Annotated in this window: 17 protein-coding genes; 12 read left to right on the forward strand and 5 right to left on the reverse strand. The window is 72.9% G+C overall.

Features of this window, described 5'->3' with window-relative positions:
* Positions 1-21 precede the first annotated feature (21 nt).
* On the reverse strand, positions 22-456 hold the full coding sequence (locus ACFVVO_RS19885; RefSeq protein WP_390056568.1) for a carboxymuconolactone decarboxylase family protein: 435 nt from the start codon (positions 454-456) through the stop codon (positions 22-24).
* A 309-nt stretch (positions 457-765) separates the two neighbouring features.
* On the opposite strand from ACFVVO_RS19885, the gene ACFVVO_RS19890 reads away from it, so the two are divergent.
* The 12 genes from ACFVVO_RS19890 to ACFVVO_RS19945 all read left to right on the forward strand — a co-directional run bounded on the left by ACFVVO_RS19890 (position 766) and on the right by ACFVVO_RS19945 (position 13,266).
* A complete protein-coding gene (locus tag ACFVVO_RS19890) occupies positions 766-3,375 on the forward strand; it encodes a YfhO family protein (protein WP_390056569.1) in 2,610 nt (869 codons plus the stop codon).
* Positions 3,369-4,319, forward strand: coding sequence for a glycosyltransferase family 2 protein (locus tag ACFVVO_RS19895; RefSeq protein ID WP_390056571.1), 951 nt, complete (start codon positions 3,369-3,371; stop codon positions 4,317-4,319). The genes ACFVVO_RS19890 and ACFVVO_RS19895 overlap by 7 nt, the downstream gene beginning before the upstream one ends.
* On the forward strand, positions 4,319-4,735 hold the full coding sequence (locus ACFVVO_RS19900; protein WP_390056573.1) for a GtrA family protein: 417 nt from the start codon (positions 4,319-4,321) through the stop codon (positions 4,733-4,735). Before ACFVVO_RS19895 ends, ACFVVO_RS19900 begins: the two co-directional genes overlap by 1 nt.
* A gap of 50 nt (positions 4,736-4,785) precedes the next feature.
* Positions 4,786-5,334, forward strand: a complete 549-nt coding sequence (locus tag ACFVVO_RS19905) for a YciI family protein (protein ID WP_390056575.1) — start codon at positions 4,786-4,788, stop codon at positions 5,332-5,334.
* Positions 5,335-5,498: 164 nt separating this feature from the next.
* Entirely contained in the window at positions 5,499-6,920 is a 1,422-nt protein-coding gene (locus ACFVVO_RS19910; protein WP_390056577.1) for an MFS transporter, read from the forward strand.
* A gap of 79 nt (positions 6,921-6,999) precedes the next feature.
* Entirely contained in the window at positions 7,000-8,028 is a 1,029-nt protein-coding gene (gene argC, locus ACFVVO_RS19915; protein ID WP_390056579.1) for an N-acetyl-gamma-glutamyl-phosphate reductase, read from the forward strand.
* Entirely contained in the window at positions 8,025-9,176 is a 1,152-nt protein-coding gene (gene argJ, locus ACFVVO_RS19920) for a bifunctional glutamate N-acetyltransferase/amino-acid acetyltransferase ArgJ (RefSeq protein ID WP_390056581.1), read from the forward strand. Before argC ends, argJ begins: the two co-directional genes overlap by 4 nt.
* On the forward strand, positions 9,173-10,081 hold the full coding sequence (gene argB, locus ACFVVO_RS19925; protein ID WP_390056583.1) for an acetylglutamate kinase: 909 nt from the start codon (positions 9,173-9,175) through the stop codon (positions 10,079-10,081). The genes argJ and argB overlap by 4 nt, the downstream gene beginning before the upstream one ends.
* Positions 10,078-11,277 (forward strand): acetylornithine transaminase, encoded by a 1,200-nt coding sequence (locus tag ACFVVO_RS19930; protein WP_390056584.1) that lies wholly within the window; start codon positions 10,078-10,080, stop codon positions 11,275-11,277. The genes argB and ACFVVO_RS19930 overlap by 4 nt, the downstream gene beginning before the upstream one ends.
* A 7-nt stretch (positions 11,278-11,284) precedes the next feature.
* The gene (locus tag ACFVVO_RS19935; RefSeq protein WP_383024142.1) at positions 11,285-11,830 is read left to right on the forward strand and encodes an arginine repressor; all 546 of its coding nucleotides are present in this window, start codon (positions 11,285-11,287) and stop codon (positions 11,828-11,830) included.
* A 97-nt stretch (positions 11,831-11,927) separates the two neighbouring features.
* On the forward strand, positions 11,928-12,515 hold the full coding sequence (locus ACFVVO_RS19940; RefSeq protein WP_390056585.1) for an RNA polymerase sigma factor: 588 nt from the start codon (positions 11,928-11,930) through the stop codon (positions 12,513-12,515).
* Entirely contained in the window at positions 12,505-13,266 is a 762-nt protein-coding gene (locus ACFVVO_RS19945; protein WP_390056586.1) for a hypothetical protein, read from the forward strand. Before ACFVVO_RS19940 ends, ACFVVO_RS19945 begins: the two co-directional genes overlap by 11 nt.
* A 21-nt stretch (positions 13,267-13,287) precedes the next feature.
* Here the strand turns inward: ACFVVO_RS19945 and ACFVVO_RS19950 are convergent, their stop codons facing one another.
* The 4 genes from ACFVVO_RS19950 to ACFVVO_RS19965 form a co-directional block, all read right to left on the reverse strand.
* The gene (locus tag ACFVVO_RS19950) at positions 13,288-14,142 is read right to left on the reverse strand and encodes a serine/threonine-protein kinase (RefSeq protein ID WP_390056587.1); all 855 of its coding nucleotides are present in this window, start codon (positions 14,140-14,142) and stop codon (positions 13,288-13,290) included.
* A complete protein-coding gene (locus tag ACFVVO_RS19955; RefSeq protein WP_390056589.1) occupies positions 14,139-15,974 on the reverse strand; it encodes an ABC transporter ATP-binding protein in 1,836 nt (611 codons plus the stop codon). Before ACFVVO_RS19955 ends, ACFVVO_RS19950 begins: the two co-directional genes overlap by 4 nt.
* Positions 15,975-16,049: 75 nt before the next feature.
* Positions 16,050-16,253 (reverse strand): hypothetical protein, encoded by a 204-nt coding sequence (locus ACFVVO_RS19960; RefSeq protein ID WP_390056590.1) that lies wholly within the window; start codon positions 16,251-16,253, stop codon positions 16,050-16,052.
* A gap of 97 nt (positions 16,254-16,350) precedes the next feature.
* Complete coding sequence (locus ACFVVO_RS19965; protein WP_390056592.1) at positions 16,351-17,142, reverse strand: FAD:protein FMN transferase; 792 nt, start codon at positions 17,140-17,142, stop codon at positions 16,351-16,353.
* Position 17,143 lies beyond the last annotated feature (1 nt).

The raw sequence follows: 17,143 nt of genomic DNA on the forward strand, positions 1-17,143 counted from the left end.
CCGAGTCTACGAGCGGCCCCCTCAAGCGGAAGTAGCCCCGGGCGCGGGCTGCTGTCCCACCGGCAGCAGCCCGCGCTCGGCGAAGACCTTCTTCGCGGCGAACGTGGCGTTCAGCGCCTTCGGCATGCCGCAGTAGACGGCGGAGTGCAGCAGCGCCTCCGTGATCTCCTCCGGGGTGAGGCCCACGTTCAGGGCCGCGCCCACGTGCACGTCGAGCTGGGCCTCGCAGCCGCCGAGCGCGGTGAGCACGCCCAGCGTGACCAGCTGGCGGTCGCGCGGCGCCAGTCCGGGCCGGTCGTAGATCTCCCCGAAGGCCCAGGAGACGACCTGGTGGCCCAGCTCGGGGCTGATGTCCGCGAGCGAGTCGACGACGCGCTGCCCGGCCTCGCCGTCGACCTTCCGCAGGACGGCCAGGCCGTGGGCGAAACGCTCGTCACGGGTGGTGCTCTCGCTCATGTCGGTACATCCCTTCCGGGCCGCCGCTCGACGCGGCCGCCGTTCGCCGTTGCCAGAACGTTAGGAGCTGGAGCGCACTCCAGGTCAAGGGCGGCCCCGGTGGCCCTCCTCGCCGTCCGCGAGGTCGATTCACCTTGAAAACACCTTCATGAAATCCGATGTTTCCCTGGCCGTCGAGAAATTCACGACGTGTTTGACCTATTCGGAGCGAGAGCCATCACTTTTCGGTGAGCGCACAACCATCCGGAAATCCGTCCCGTCTAATCCGGCGAAATCGAGGAAATGAATTCGCTGGGGGCCTGCCGATCAATGGACCGCTCGACCCGGCCCCCTGGGCCCCGCACCACGGCACGCGCCGCCCTGCTCGCCGCGGCCGTCACCGTCACCGCCTTCTGCGCCGCCGACATCCTCGCGCGCAGCTACCCGTTCGGGCCCCGCACCCGTGGCGTCAACGACCTGGGCAACCAGTACGTACCGTTCCACGCCCACCTGTGGGACCTGCTGCACGGCAGGGCCGACGGCGGCCTCCTCGTCAACTGGCAGTCCGGATACGGCTCCAGCTTCCTGCCCGACCTCGGCACCTACCTGGGCAGCCCGTTCGCCCTGCTCGTCGCCGTCTTCCCCCGGGACGAGGTCGACCTCGCGGTGTACGTGATCACCGCGCTGAAGACCGCGTCGGCCGGTGCCGCCATGGCCTGGCTGCTGCTGTCCCTCAGGCCCGGACGCTGGTGGGCGGCCGGCCTGCTCGGCGCCTCCTACGCCCTGTGCGGCTGGAGCCTGGCCGACGCCTCGTACAACCCCATGTGGCTGGACGGCCTCATCGCCCTGCCGCTGCTCTGCCTGGCCGGTGAATGGGCCCTCGCCGGACGGCACCGCGTACTCGGCGTCCTCGTCGTGGCCCTCGCCTGGACCGCCAACTTCTACACCGCCTACATGGCCACCCTCGGCGCCGGCCTGGTCCTGCTGCTCCGCCTGCTGCTCGCGGACCTGCCCCGCCGGCCGGCGCTCGCCGCAGCCGGCCGCGCCGCCCTCACCGCCGCCCTCGGCGTGGGCCTCGCCGCCCCGCTGGTCACGGTCGTCTACTTCGGCACCCGGCACGCCTACCCGGGCCGGATCCGCGAGTTCGCCCCGGTGCCCGGCGAGGACCTGCTGGCCCGGCTGCTGCCGACCACCTACGGCTTCGGCTCCCCGGCCCTCTACGTCGGCCTGACCGCCCTGCTGCTCGCCCTCGCCCTGCCGTTCCACCGCGCGGTCCCCGCCCGGGTGCGCACCGGCTGGACCCTGCTCGTGCTCGCGGTGACCCTGTCGCTGCAGTGGGCGCCCACCCATCTCGTCTGGCACGCCTTCGCCACCCCGCAGGGCAGCCCCTACCGGCAGGCCTTCGTGCTGTGCGGACTGCTGGTCATCGCCGCCTGGCACACCCTGTCGTACGGCCCGCCGCCTCCACGCGTCCTGGCCGCGGCCGCCGGGCTGCTCGCCCTGGTCGCGGGTCTCGCGAGCCGCAGCGACCTGATCCGCCCGCACACCTGGCCGGTGCTGCTGCTCGCCACCGCGGGCACCCTCGGCGGCCTCGGCCTGCTGCGCCGCGCGGACACCGGACGGTGCGCGCGGACCCTGGCCGGCCTGGCCGCCGTACTCCTGCTCGGCGCACAACTCGGCGAGAGCGTCGCCACCTGCGCGGTGGCCACCCGGATGCGCCTCGCCCACCTGGACGACTACGCGCCCTGGGGGCAGCGGCAGCAGCGGCAGGCGGCGGTGATCGCCCGGGCCGACGGCTGGCCCCGGTACCGCACCGACCCCGGCCGCGAGCAGACCGTCGCCAACGACCCGATGCTGGTCGGGGGCCAGGGCGCCCAGTACTACAGCAGCCTGACCTCCGACGTGCTCAGCCGTACCCTCACCGCGCTCGGCGGCTGGACCTCGCGCGGCCGGAGCGTGCAGAGCCTGGACAACCCCGTCACCGACGTCGTCTTCTCCGTCGGCGCCCGGGTGCACTCCCCGCCGGACCCGCGCCGGTCGAAGCCGCCGCACGACGGTGACGGCGGCCCGGTGGCCGTCACCCGGCGGGACGTGCCGCCCCTGGTGACCGTACGCGGCGCCCCCGAACGGGCCGGCTTCGGGCCGTCGCCCTACCGCAACCAGGAACTGCTGCTCGGCAGCCGCGTCTACACCGTGCCCCGGACCGCCGTGCACGACGACGCCGGGCGGCCCGCCCGGGGCGGCCGGGTCGGCGTCGGGAACGCCCTGGTCCGTCCGACGGTCACGGCCGTCTGCCCGGCCGGCAGCCAGGTGTACCTGTGGGCCCCGCACTTCTCGGGCACGGCGCGCCTGGGCGGCGCCCGCGCCGACGCGCGCTTCCGGTTCGCCCACCCGCGCAACCGCGCCGCCATGGAGCCGCTCGGACCGGCCCCGGCGTCCGGGCGGCTGCGCGTCACGCTGACCCCGGACCGGCCCGGCCATGTACCGGGCGGCGCCATCGGCTGCCTGGACACCGGGCGCCTGCGCACCGCGGCCGCCCGCCTGAAGGCCACCGGCGCCGCGAAGGTCACCGTCTCCGACGGCACCCTGCACGCCGAACTGCCCGCACGCAGCAAGGGGATCGCCGTCGTGGCGGCACCGCGGATCGCCGGCTGGCGGTGCGCCGCGGGTGATGGCCGGCCCCGGCGCGCCGAGTCGTACCACGGGCTGATCGCGGTGCCTCTGGACGGCACCGCCACCTCACTCACCTGCACCTTCCACCCGCCCGGCCTGCGCCTGGGTACGGCCGTCGGGGCCGCCTCGCTCCTGACGCTCGCCCTGCTCGGCGCGCTCGGGGCCGTGCGCCGCCGGCGCGTCCCGGCACCGCACCCGACCACACCGCCACGCGAGCGCGTGACCACCGCGTTCCGAACGCGTCCTGGGGGAGATCCGCCATGCTGATATCGATCGTCGCGCCCTGCTACAACGAGGAAGCCGTCCTCGAGCGCTTCCACGAGGAGGTCCAGCGGATCGCCGACGAACTGCTGCCGCTCGGGCACGACATGGAGTTCGTCTACGTCGACGACGGCAGCCGCGACCGCACCCTCGCCGTGCTGAAGCACCTCGCCGGGCGCGACTCCCGGGTGCGGTACGTCTCCTTCAGCCGCAACTTCGGCAAGGAGGCGGCCCTGCTCGCCGGTCTCCGGCACGCCTCCGGTGACTCGGTCGTCGTGATGGACGCCGACCTCCAGCACCCGCCCGAGCTGATCGAGCGCATGGTCCGGCTGCGCGAGCAGGGCCACGACCAGGTCATCGCCCGGCGCACCCGCACCGGCGACCGCCTCACCCGTACCCTCACCGCCCGCCTGTACTACCGGCTCGTCAACCGCCTGGTCGACGTTGAACTGGTCGACGGCGTGGGCGACTTCCGCCTGATGTCGCGCCGTGTGGTGGACGCGGTGCTGGCCCTCACCGAGTACAACCGCTTCTCCAAGGGCCTGTTCGCCTGGGTCGGCTTCCCGAGCACCACCTTCGAGTACGAGAACGCGACGCGCGAGGCGGGCCGCAGTTCCTGGAACCTGCGCAGCCTGCTCAACTACGGCCTCGACGGCCTGCTGTCCTTCAACAACCGGCCGCTGCGCGCCGCCCTCTGGCTCGGCACCGGCCTGCTGCTGTGCGCGGGCCTGTACACCGCCTGGATCGTGGGCGCCGCACTCGTCCACGGCGTCGACGCCCCCGGCTATGTGACCATCATCACCGCGGTCACCGCCCTCGCCGGCGTGCAGATGGTCATGCTGGGAGTCATCGGGGAGTACACCGGCCGCATCTACTACGAGGTGAAGGGGCGTCCGCACTTCCTCGTGAAGGCGACCAACGTGGAACGAACGAAAGACCTCATACCCTGATGCCGAGACAGACAGTGATCCCGAGACAGATCGTCACCTTCGCCGTGGTCGGTGTCGTCAACACGGCCGTGTACTACGGCCTCTATCTTCTGTTCCTGCACTGGCTTCCCTATCTCGGCGCGCACGTTCTGGCATTTCTGCTCAGCATGGTCGGATCCTTTTTCCTCAACGCGCGTTTCACCTACCGGACGCGGCCCACCTGGCGGAAATTCCTGCTGTTCCCGCTGACGAACATCACCAATTTCCTCGTCACCACCGCGGGTGTGTACGTGATCGTGGACGTCCTCCACGCCGGAAACCGCTTCGCCCCCCTGCTCGCCTCCGCGGCCGCGATCCCGGTGACCTTCGTCGTGTCCCGCCGCATCATGCTGCCCGGCGGAAGAGACGTCCGGGACCGGCCGCACATGCCCGCGTGACGTCGTAATCCGGTTGAGACGCCGGACCGAGGTACGCCAGGGTCCGCGGCATGGAGTTCTTCTGCCACCACCGCGACCGGCCCGGCTCCGAGGCACTGCGCGACGAACTGCTGGAGGAGCACTGGTCCTACATGGACCGGTACGCGAAGGAACTGATCGCGCGCGGCCCGACCTTCGCCGCCGACGGCGACACGCCCACGGGCAGCGTGCACATCGTCGACCTGCCCGATCCCGCCGCCGCCCGCGCGTTCGCCTTCGACGAGCCGAACCACCAGGCCGGCGTGTACCGGGACGTGCTGCTGCGCCGGTACCGCAACCTGCTGGGGCGCACCATGTGGGACTTCCCCGGTGGCCCGACCGGCGGCAACCGGTACCTGGTGCTCGGCCTCGGCGTCGAGCGGGCCGCCGAGCCCGCATTGCCGCCCGGCCGCGACGACCTGATCGCGTTCGGGCCGCTGCTGTCCGACGACGGTGCCACCTGGCTGGGTACGGCGGCACTGGTCCGGGCCCCGGACCCGGACGCCGCCCGTGCCGTCCTGGCCCCGGATGTGTACGCCGCCGTCGAGGTCCACGACTGGGAGCCCGGCGGGCGGCGGTGAGGAACCCGCGGGGCCGGGTCCGACCCGGGCCCGCGGCCGGCCGCGTCCGGTTGGCCCGTCCGGTGTACGCGGGCCGCCCGGCGGCGCGGGTTCGTCGAACCGCCCGCTGCCGCCGCCTAGCATGCTCACCGCTCAGGGGTTCCGGACAGGACGGGGTCGGCGACATGCCCTTCGCGGAGTCCGCCGGCTGCGGTGAGCCCGGCGCCCCCGGCCCGGCCCCGGCGGCCGCGCCGCGCTCCACGGCACCGCTGCTGGCCGTGTGCGCCGGATACTTCATGGTCATCCTGGACGTCACGATCATCAACGTGGCCGTGCCCGTGGTGGGCCGGCAACTGCACGCCTCGCTGACCGGCATCCAGTGGATCACGGACGGGTACACCATGGTCTTCGCCGGGTTCCTGATGACCGGGGGCGCGCTGGGCGACCGGCTGGGCAACCGGCGCGTCTTCTGCGCGGGCGTCGGGGTGTTCACGGTGGCCTCGGCGGCGTGCGCGTTCGCGCCGGGCGCCCCCTCCCTGGTCGCGGCCCGGCTGCTGGAGGGGCTCGGCGCGGCCCTGATCGTGCCCGGCTCCCTCGCCCTGCTCCAGGAGGCCTATCCGGTGCCGGCGGCTCGCTCACGCGCCTTCGGGCTCTGGGGATCGATGGCCGGCATCGCGGCCTCCGCCGGGCCGCTGCTGGGCGGGCTGCTGGTGTCCACGGTGGGCTGGCGCTGGGTCTTCCTGATCAACCTGCCGGTCGGCGTGGTCTGCCTGATGCTGACGTCACGGTTCGTCGCGCCCTCACCGCGGCACCCGGGCCGTGCCCTGGACTGGCCGGCGCAGTGCGCCGTGGTGGCGGCGGTGGCCCTGCTCACCGCCGCGCTGAACGAGGCGGGGCGGCGCGGCTGGAGCGACCCCGCCGTGCTCGCCGGTCTGGCCCTGGCCGTGCTCGCCGTCGCGGCGTTCGCGGTGCGCGAGCGGCTGGCCCGGTCTCCCGCCCTGCCGCTGGGGCTGCTGCGCTCCCGGGCGATGAGCGGCGGGGCCGTCGTCGGGCTGCTGTTCAACTTCGGCTTCTACGGCATGGTCTTCACCGCCAGCCTGTACTTCCAGCACCAGCGCGGCTTCAGCGCCCTCAGGACCGGGCTGGCCCTCTTCCCCGCGGTGGCGATGACGATGTTCGCCTCCGTGCTGTCCGGCCGGCTGACCCGCCGCACCGGCGACCGCCCGCTGGTGGTCTCCGGCATGCTCCTGGGCGCCCTGGGGCTGGCCGGCTGGGCCGCGGCCGGACCCGACCCCGCGTACCCGCTGCTGGTGGCCCCGATGATGGCCACCGGGTTCGGCACCTCCTTCGCACTCACCGGCTCGACCGCCACCGTGATGGGCGCCGCGCCCCCGGCCTACGCGGGCGCCGCCTCCGCCCTGTTCAACACCACCCGCCAGATCGGCAGCGCCACCGGTGTCGCCCTGGGCGGCAGCCTGCTGGCCACCGGCACCGACTACGGCACCGGACTGCGCACCTCCATGGCGGTCGGCGCCCTCGCCTACCTGTCCGCCGCGGCCCTCGCCTGGCGGTGCGTCCCGGCCAGGGCGGTCCCAGGAGGCCGGTGATCGTCCTGTGTGACACACGGAAGCCATTGCATAAACGTGCAGCGATACGTATAGTCATGCCATCCAGAGGAGGGTGGACATGGCGGTACGTGCGGCGGTGGCCGGAGCGAGCGGATACGCGGGCGGTGAGGTCCTGCGGCTGCTCCTCGCGCACCCCGAGGTCGAGATCGGTGCCCTGACCGGAAGCTCCAACGCCGGCCGGCGGCTCGGCGCGCTCCAGCCGCACCTGCTGCCGCTGGCCGACCGGGTGCTGGCCGAGACCACGCCGGAGAACCTCGCCGGGCACGACGTCGTCTTCCTGGCACTGCCCCACGGGCAGTCCGCCGCCGTCGCCGAGCGGCTCGGCCCGGACGTCCTCGTGGTCGACATGGGCGCCGACTTCCGGCTGGAGGACCCGGCCGACTGGGAGCGGTTCTACGGCTCCCCGCACGCCGGCACCTGGCCCTACGGCCTCCCCGAACTGCCGGGTGCCCGCGCCGCGCTGGAGGGGTCCAAGCGCATCGCGGTACCCGGTTGCTACCCGACCGCCGTCTCCCTCGCCCTGTACCCGGCCTACGCGGCCCACCTCGCCGAGCCCGAGGCGGTGGTCGTCGCCGCGTCCGGCACCTCCGGCGCGGGCAAGGCGCCCAAGCCGCACCTGCTCGGCAGCGAGGTCATGGGCTCCATGACGCCGTACGGCGTCGGCGGCGGTCACCGGCACACCCCCGAGATGATCCAGAACCTCAGCGGGGTGGCGGGGGAGCGGATCTCGGTCTCCTTCACCCCCACCCTCGCGCCGATGCCGCGCGGCATCCTCGCCACGTGCAGCGCCAGGGCCGTCGGCGGGGTCACGGCGGGGTCCGTCCGCGCCGCCTACGAGAAGGCCTACGCCGACGAGCCCTTCGTCCATCTGCTCCCCGAGGGGCAGTGGCCGGCCACGGCGTCCGTGTACGGCTCCAACGCGGTGCAGGTGCAGGTCGCGTACGACGCCGCCGCGGGCCGCGTCATCGCGATCAGCGCCATCGACAACCTGACCAAGGGCACCGCGGGCGGTGCCCTGCAGAGCATGAACATCGCCCTGGGTCTCCCCGAGACCACGGGACTTTCCACGATCGGAGTCGCACCGTGAGCGTCACGGCAGCCAAGGGATTCACGGCGGCCGGCATCGCCGCCGGGATCAAGGAGAACGGCAACCCGGACCTGGCCCTCGTGGTCAACGAGGGGCCCCGCCGTGCCGCCGCCGGCGTCTTCACCTCCAACCGCGTGAAGGCCGCCCCGGTGCTGTGGTCCGAGCAGGTCCTCAAGAGCGGCCAGGTGTCGGCCGTGGTGCTGAACTCCGGCGGAGCCAATGCCTGTACGGGCCCCAAGGGCTTCCAGGACACCCATGCCACCGCCGAGAAGGCGGCCGAGGTGCTCGGCCGGGGCGCCATCGAGGTCGCCGTCTGCTCCACCGGGCTCATCGGCGTGCCGCTTCCGATGGACAGGCTCCTGAGGGGAGTGGAGGCGGCCGCCGGCGCCCTGAGCGAGCACGGCGGCGAGAGGGCCGCCATCGCCATCAAGACCACCGACACCGTTCACAAGACGTCGGTGGTCACCAGGGAAGGCTGGACCGTCGGCGGCATGGCCAAGGGCGCGGGCATGCTCGCGCCGGGCCTCGCCACCATGCTGGTCGTCCTCACCACGGACGCCGACCTCGGCAGCGAGGTGCTGGACAAGGCCCTGCGCACCGCGACCCGGGTCACCTTCGACCGTGTCGACTCCGACGGCTGCATGTCCACCAACGACACCGTGCTGCTGCTCGCCTCCGGCTCCTCCGGCATCACCCCCGGGTACGACGAGTTCGCCGAGGCCGTCCGGCAGGTCTGCGACGACCTCGGCCGGCAGCTCATCGGCGACGCCGAGGGCGCGAGCAAGGACATCAAGATCGAGGTGGTGGGCGCCGCGACGGAGGACGACGCCGTCGAGGTCGGCCGCTCCATCGCCCGCAACAACCTCCTCAAGTGCGCCCTCCACGGCGAGGACCCCAACTGGGGCCGCGTCCTGTCCGCCATCGGCACCACGAAGGCCGCCTTCGAGCCCGACCGGCTGAACGTCGCCATCAACGGCGTCCGGGTCTGCGAGAACGGTTCCGTGGGCGAGGACCGCGAGCTGGTCGACATGCGCTACCGCGAGGTGCACATCGTCGCCGACCTCGCCGCCGGCGGCGAGACCGCGACCATCTGGACCAACGACCTGACCGCCGACTACGTCCACGAGAACAGCGCCTACTCCTCATGACCACGACGCGGAAACACACGGCACTGCCCAAGGCCCAGATCCTCATCGAGGCGCTGCCCTGGCTGACCCGGCACCACGGCAGGACCGTCGTCATCAAGTTCGGCGGCAACGCCATGGTGGACGAGGACCTGAAGGCCGCCTTCGCCCAGGACGTCGTCTTCCTGCGGCACGCCGGCCTCAAGCCGGTCGTGGTGCACGGCGGTGGTCCGCAGATCAGCGCCGCCCTCGACCGGCACGGCATCGTCAGCGAGTTCAAGGCCGGCCTCCGGGTCACCACCGAGGACGCCATGGACGTCGTACGGATGGTGCTCGCCGGGCAGGTGCAGCGCGAGCTGGTCGGCCTGCTCAACCAGCACGGCCCACTCGCCGTCGGCCTGACCGGCGAGGACGCCCACACCATCACCGCCACCAAGCACCAGCCCGAGATCGACGGCGAGCTGGTCGACATCGGGCGGGTCGGCGAGATCACCCAGATCGACACCGGCGCCATCGAGGCACTGCTCGCCGACGGCCGCATCCCGGTCGTGTCCTCGATCGCCAGGTCACAGGATGACGGACATGTCTACAACGTCAATGCTGATACGGCGGCTGCGGCACTCGCTGCGGCACTGGGGGCCGAGACCCTCATGGTCCTCACGGACGTCGAGGGCCTCTATGAGGACTGGCCGAACTCCGACGAGGTGATCAGCCGCCTCACCGCCTCCCAGCTGGAGAAGCTGCTGCCGGACCTGTCCGCCGGCATGGTCCCGAAGATGGAGGGCTGCCTGCACGCCGTGCGGGGCGGCGTGCGCACCGCCCGCGTCATCGACGGCCGGGTGCAGCACTCGATCCTGCTGGAGATCTTCACCGACGAGGGCATCGGCACGATGGTCGTGCCCGACGAGACGCAGGGGGAGCAGTCATGACGGGCAACCAGGAGCTGACCGCGCGGTGGCAGGGCGCACTCATGAACAACTACGGCACCCCGCGGCTGCCCCTCGTACGCGGTGCGGGCGCCCGGCTGTGGGACGCCGACGGCAAGGAGTACCTCGACTTCGTCGGCGGCATCGCGGTCAACGCGCTCGGTCACGCCCACCCGGCCGTGGTGGAGGCCGTCAGCCGGCAGATCGGCTCCCTCGGCCATGTCTCCAACCTGTTCGTCGCCGAGCCGCCGGTCGCCCTCGCCGAGCGCCTGCTGCAGCTCTTCGGCCGGGACGGCAAGGTCTACTTCTGCAACTCGGGGGCCGAGGCCAACGAGGGCGCCTTCAAGATCGGCCGGCTCACCGGGCGGACCCACATGGTCGCCACCCAGGGCGGCTTCCACGGACGGACGATGGGCGCCCTCGCGCTCACCGGCCAGCCCGGCAAGCAGGAGCCGTTCCTGCCGCTGCCCGGCGACGTCACCCACGTCCCGTACGGCGACGCGCAGGCGCTGGCCGCGGCGGTGACGGAGGAGACGGCCCTCGTCGTCATCGAGCCCATCCAGGGCGAGAACGGGGTCGTGGTGCCCCCGGCCGGCTACCTCAAGGCGGCCCGCGCCATCACCGCCGCCACCGGCGCCCTGCTGGTGCTGGACGAGGTGCAGACCGGCGTCGGCCGGACCGGCAACTGGTTCGAGTACCAGGCCCACGAAGGCGTCCTGCCGGACGTCGTCACGCTCGCCAAGGGGCTCGGCGGCGGGCTGCCGCTCGGCGCCACCGTGGCCTTCGGGCGCGCCGCCGAGCTGCTCCAGCCCGGTCAGCACGGCACCACCTTCGGCGGCAACCCGGTCGCCTGCGCCGCCGGACTCGCCGTCCTGGACACCATCGCGGACGAGGGACTGCTGGAGAACGTCAAGCGGCAGAGCGAGAGGCTGCGCGACGGAATCGAGGCGCTGGGCCACCCGTTGATCGATTATGTCCGGGGTGCGGGCCTGCTCCTGGGTATCGTGCTCACCGGGCCGCACGCGCCACAGGTGCAGCAGGCGGCCCAGGAGGCCGGGTTCCTGGTGAACGCGCCCGCTCCCGACGTCGTACGGCTCATGCCGCCGCTGAACCTGCGCGACGACGAGACGGGCGCCTTGCTGCGGGCACTGCCCGGCATCCTCGACGCAGCCGACGGGGACGGACGATCCGGGGAATGAGACGACGATGAGCCAGGCGCAGGACCACGAGCAGGCGGCGGGTGCCGGACCCGCCGTCCCGCAGACCCGCACCGCACGCCACCGCCGGATCGTGGACATCCTCAACCGGCAGCCGGTGCGGTCCCAGAGCCAGCTCGCGAAGCTGCTCGCCGACGACGGGCTGAGCGTCACGCAGGCGACGCTCTCCCGGGACCTCGACGAGCTGAACGCGGTGAAGATCCGCAACAACGACGGCGACCTGATCTACGCGGTGCCCAGCGAGGGCGGATTCCGCACCCCGCGCGCCCCGCTGGGGGAGTCGGCGAAGGAGGAGCGGATGCGGCGGCTCTCCCAGGAGCTGCTGATCTCCGCCGAGGCCTCCGCCAACCTCGTGGTGCTGCGCACCCCCCCGGGCGCGGCCCAGTTCCTCGCCTCCGCGATCGACCAGGCCGAGCTGCACGACATCCTCGGCACCATCGCGGGCGACGACACACTGCTGCTGATCAGCCGGAATCCGGACGGCGGGCAGGCCCTCGCGGACCATTTGCTGCGGCTGGCGCAGAACGGGCAGTGACCCGCGTGCGGGTCCCGGCCGACCGGCGGACAATGGCCGTGTGATCTTCCGGAGCCGGGGCGCAATCCCCAGGCGTCGGCCGACCGTATACAGAGGTGTGTCGGGTTACGGGACACCGGTGGACCGCCTTCCGGACGAGGCTCTGCTGTCCGGGCTGTCCACCGGTGACCAGGAACTCGCCGTCGCCTTCGTACGGAGGTTCCAGCACAGGGTCTTCGGTGTCGCTATGGCCGTCACCGGTGATCCGCAGCTCGCCGAGGACATCGCCCAGCAGACGTTCGAGCGCGCGTGGCGTCATGCGCAGATCTACGACTCGCGCCGCGGGTCGGTCACGACCTGGCTGACGACCATCGCGCACAACCTCGCCATCGACGCCGTCCGCGCCCGGAGGACGCAGGCGCTGGCGCCCGAGGACCTCGAGGCGCTCCTGGGCGTCGTCACCGAGACCCCCGAGCGGTGGGCGCTGGCCGACGAGGCCTCGTCCCAGCTCCGGGCCGCTCTGGCGCGGCTGCCGCGGGAACAGGCGCGTGCCCTGGTGATGGCGGGTGTCTACGGAATGACGGCCCAGCAGATCGCCGACTGGGAGAAGATCCCGCTGGGCACCGCCAAGACGCGGATCAGGGCGGCCATGGGCAAACTGCGGACCACCCTCGCGGCTCCGAAGCGAGGCGACCATGTCCAGTGAGGTGACCTGCGGGAGACTGCGGGAGTTCGGCGCCGAGTTGGCGCTGGGCGTGCTCGACGGCCGCGAGCGCGCCGCGGCCGTGGCGCACCTGGACCGCTGCGCGGAGTGCCGCGAGTACGTCGAGCACCTGACCCTCCTGGGCGACCGGCTGATCGAGCTGCTGCCGGACCGCGAGCCGCCGCTCGGCTTCGAGACCCGGGTGGCGCGCGCCCTGACCCAGGACGCGACGGCGTACGAGCGGCGCCCGCGCACACGTGCGCCACTTCGTGCGGGGCTGCGCGGCCGCGCCCGGCGGGTCCGGCTCCGGTTCGCCTCGGTGGCGGTCGCGTTCGCCGTCGCCTTCGGGTTCGCCGGCTGGGGGATCGGCACCGCCATCGAGGAGGTCACGGCCTCGCCCGCGGCGCCCGCCGGGGCCGAGACCATGCTGGTCGGCGATCTGACCTCGGCCGGGTCGCGGCCCGCCGGCGAGGTCTACGCCCACCCCGGGAGCCCCGGCTGGGTGTTCATGTCCGTCGACCTGACGGGCCCCGGCACCGCGTACGACGGCAAGGTCACCTGTCTCCTGGAGCGCCCCGACGGCACGACGGTCCGGCTCGGCGAGTTCCCGATGCACGAGGGGCGCGGCGCCTGGGGCGTGGCGGCTTCCGTCGATGCCGCCGCGGTGTCGGGCGCCCGCCTGACCTCCCCGGACGGCACCGTCCTCGCCAAGGCCCCGCTGCAGACCGGCCAGGTCCGCACCGGAGAGGCTTGAACGAGGGCGCCCGTTCGGGTATCAGCCGCGGCGGCGCCGGGTGCTGGGCCGGACCGAACCGAGGGCGGCGGCCAGTTCGGTGAGCGTGGGCCGGGCCGGTGGTGCGGAGCGCAGGCAGGCGTCGACGGCGGCGGCGAGGGCGGCCGGCAGGCGCCGGCGGGAGGCGACCGGTGGGGCGCTCTCCTGCGACCGGGGGAACCGGTCGCCCGTTTCGGTGCACGGCTCGTGGTCGCCGGAGGGCAGCTCGCCGCAGGCGACCTCGAACAGGGTGATGCCTATGCCCCACACGTCGGCGGCGGCCGTGAGCGGTTCGCCGCGGGCCTGTTCCGGCGAGAGGTAGCAGCAGGTGCCGATCCCGGTGGGCGCGGGGCCGGGCGGCCGCGCGAGGCTCAGGTCCAGCACCTTCGTGTGCCCGCGCTCGACCACCACATTGGACGGCTTGATGTCCAGGTGCAGCAGGCCCTGCCGGTGCAGATAGTGCACCGCGGAGCACAGCTGGGTGCCGAGCAGCGCCACGTCGGTGGCGGCCGGCCGGCGCCGCAGCCGGTGCACGAGGTGGTCCAGCGTCTCGCCGGTCAGGGTCTCCAGGACGACCAGCGGTTCGGGCGCCTCGAAGGTCTCGTAGCCGCGCACCAGGTGCGGATGGGTGAAGCGGCTCAGCCACCTGCCCTCCCGCAGCAGCCGCTCGGCCGGTCCCTCCTCGCCCCGGTGGTCCGGACGCAGCGCCTTGACCACACAGCGGCAGGCCCGTTCCTCGCTCCAGGCGTCGTACACGTCGAGCCAGCCGGTGCGCGCCAGATGCGCCAGCACCTCGTAGCCCGGGGCCGGTACCGTGCCCGGCGCGAAGGGGGGTGCCTCGGCGGTGGAGACGGTCACGACAGCACCTGCCTTTCGGCCGGAGGCCCGGGCGCCGCGCTGAGCCGGTACTGGCGGGCGTACGCCCCGTCGCGCCCGACCAGTTCGTCGTGGGTGCCGTCCTCCACGACCCGGCCGTGGTCGAGCACCACGATGCGGGTGGCGTCGCGGACGGTCAGCAGGTTGTGGGAGATGACGATGGTCGTCCGTCCGGCCATGAGCCGGCGCAGCGGGTCCATGATCCGCCGCCCGGACCGGGCGTCGAGCCCGGTGGTCGGCTCGTCCAGCAGCAGTACCGGCGCGTCCCTGATCATGGCGCGGGCGATCGCCAGCCGCTGGCACTGTCCGCCGGACAGCGTCCGGCCGCGCTGACCGACCAGCGTGTCGTAGCCCTCCGGGAGCCGTTCGACGAACTCGTGGGCCTGCGCGGCGCGCGCCGCGTCGACGATGTCCGCCTCCGAGGCGTCCGGCCGGCCATAGGCGATGTTCTCCCGCACGGTGCCGTGGAAGACGAGGGTCTCCTGCAGCACCACCGACACGCTCTCGCGCACGTCGGCCAGCCGCAGCTCCCGCAGGTCGGTCCCGTCCAGGAGTACGGACCCCCGCTCGGGGTCGTAGAAGCGCAGCTGCAGTTTCGCGACCGTCGACTTGCCGGCCCCGCTGGCTCCCACCAGCGCCAGCGTCTCCCCGGGTGCCGCATGGAAGGACACCCCCGACAGGGCCCAGGACGAGGCGCCTGGGTAGCGGAACCAGACGGCGTCGAACTGCACGTCCCCGCGTGCCCGCCCGGTCCGCCTGGCCTGCGGCGCCTCGGCCACCTGAGGTCGCTGGTCCAGCAGTTCGATGATCCGTTCGGCGGAGGCGGAGGCCGCGTAGAAGGTGGTCCCGAGCTGGGACAGGCCGCGCACCGGGCTGTACAGCTTGCTGATCAGGGCGAGGAAGACCATCAGCCCGCCCAGTGTGAGCTGCCCCTGGGCCAGCTTCCAGGTACCGAGTCCCATCACCGCGAGGCCGCCGGACACCTCGATGAGCTCCACGATGGGGCGGTAGACGGCGCGGATCCGCGTCGAGGCCATCACCGCCCGGAACCTGCCGAGGTTCTCCCGGTGGAAGCGGTGCTCCTCCCAGCCCTGGCGGTTGTACGCCTGCACCAGCGCCACGTTGCCCAGCGACTCCTCGGCGATCGCGCTGAGCGAGCCGCTGCGCCGCCTGCGCTCGCGTGCCGCCTCCTTGCTCAGCCGGGAGAAGTGCCGGGCGGCGGCCCAGAACACCGGCACGATGACCAGGGCCAGCAGGGTCAGGTCCCAGGCCAGGGAGAACAGCAGGCCGAGGAAGACACCGAGGCGGACCACGTAGTACAGGGCGTCCGCCACCCCGGAGAGCAGGAACGTCTCGACCGCGTCGACGTCGCCGGTCACCCGGGACAGCACGTCCCCGAGCCGCCGGCGTTCGAAGAAGCCGAGCGACAACCCCTGGACGTGCCGGAAGACATCGCTGCGCAACGAGAGCAGGAAGCGTTCCCCGACCCAGGTCGAGGTCACGTCGTCGGCGAACGCGAGGACGCCGGAGCAGAAGATGAGTCCCAGGTAGGTCGGGGCGATCCACACGAACGGCCCCAGGTCCCGGGGGACCAGCACATCGTCGATGACGATCTTGAAGAGCCAGATCTCCGCCGCGTCGACGGCGGGACCGACCAGGCTGAAGACGACGATGGGGATCAGCCAGCGGCGGCCACCCCGGGTGTATGGCCAGAATCTCCGGAAGACCTCGCGCGGGGGCACCGGGGGCGCGGCCGCGACCACGGCGTCCGAGGACTCGCCGAGCGACAGCAGACGCCGCAGGACCTTCGCCATGTCACGCAATCCTCAGGGACCGGCGGAGCGGACCGGGTCCGTCTGGATCCGGTCCGCTCAGCCCGCAGGTGGTGATCAGTAACCGCCGTGGCCGCCGTGGCCGCCGTGACCGTGGCCGTGGCCGCCGCTGTTGCCGTGGCGGTTGCCGTGGTTGTGGCCTCCGAAGCTGTTGTTACCGCGACCGTCGTTGTTGTGCCCGAATCCCGACCCGTCGCCGTGTCCCGAGCCGTCGCCGTGGTCCCGGCGGTTGGCAGGCATCAGGCTGCTGAAGATGGACATATTCGTTCCTCCTGAAACTTGCTCCACTCTGGATACGTCCCGAGGCGGAAGATAGATGGCGTTTCAGTCGAAAAGGTCGAAACTTCTTCAATCCTGTTCAGCCCAGCCGGGTCGCCAACCCCCCGGTGCACCGCACCTCGTCCCCCGCCGTGATGAGCAGCGCCTCGATGTCCGGCAGCGACTCCAGCCACGCCAGACCCGCCCGCGACCCCATCGCGAACGCGGCCGTGGCCCAGCAGTCCACCCAGGTCAACCGCGGCCCCACCACCGTCACCGAGACCAGGTCGGTGACCGCCGGGCGGCACGTGCGCGGATCCACGATGTGCGCGCCCCGCTCCGCCGTACCGGACGTGGCCACGGACAGCTCGTCCACGCCCGCCGCCGAGACCACCGCGGCCAGCCCACCCGGCCGGAGCGGGTCGGCCACTCCCACCCGCCACGGCCGCTGCGGCTCCGGCGCGCCCAGCATCTGGACGTCGCCGCCGCCGTTCACGCTGACCCCGCACACCCCGTCCACCGCCGCGAGCAGCCGGGCGGCCCGTTCCGCCGCCCAGCCCTTCACGATCCCGGTCGGGTCCAGTTCGCCCTGGTACCGGGGGCTGAACCAGCCCTCGCTGACCCGCTCCGCCTCGGCCGCCAGCTCCAGCACCTCGGCCATCTCGGGCGCGCACCGCGCCACGGTCAGCTCGCCCCGGGCCAGCCGGGACAGCTCGCTGTCCTCGCGGTAGGTGGAGAACAGGGCGTCGGCCCGGTGCAGTGCCGCGACCGCCCCGGCCAGCGCCTCGCGTACCGCCTCGGGCCGGCCGCCGCGGACGTCGAAGGAGAAGACGGTCCCCATGACCTCCTCCGCGTGCCGCACCACGGCGGGGGCGTCGGCCGGTTCGGTCATC

The sequence above is a fragment of the Streptomyces sp. NPDC058145 genome, assembly GCF_042884245.1.
Classification (GTDB): domain Bacteria; phylum Actinomycetota; class Actinomycetes; order Streptomycetales; family Streptomycetaceae; genus Streptomyces.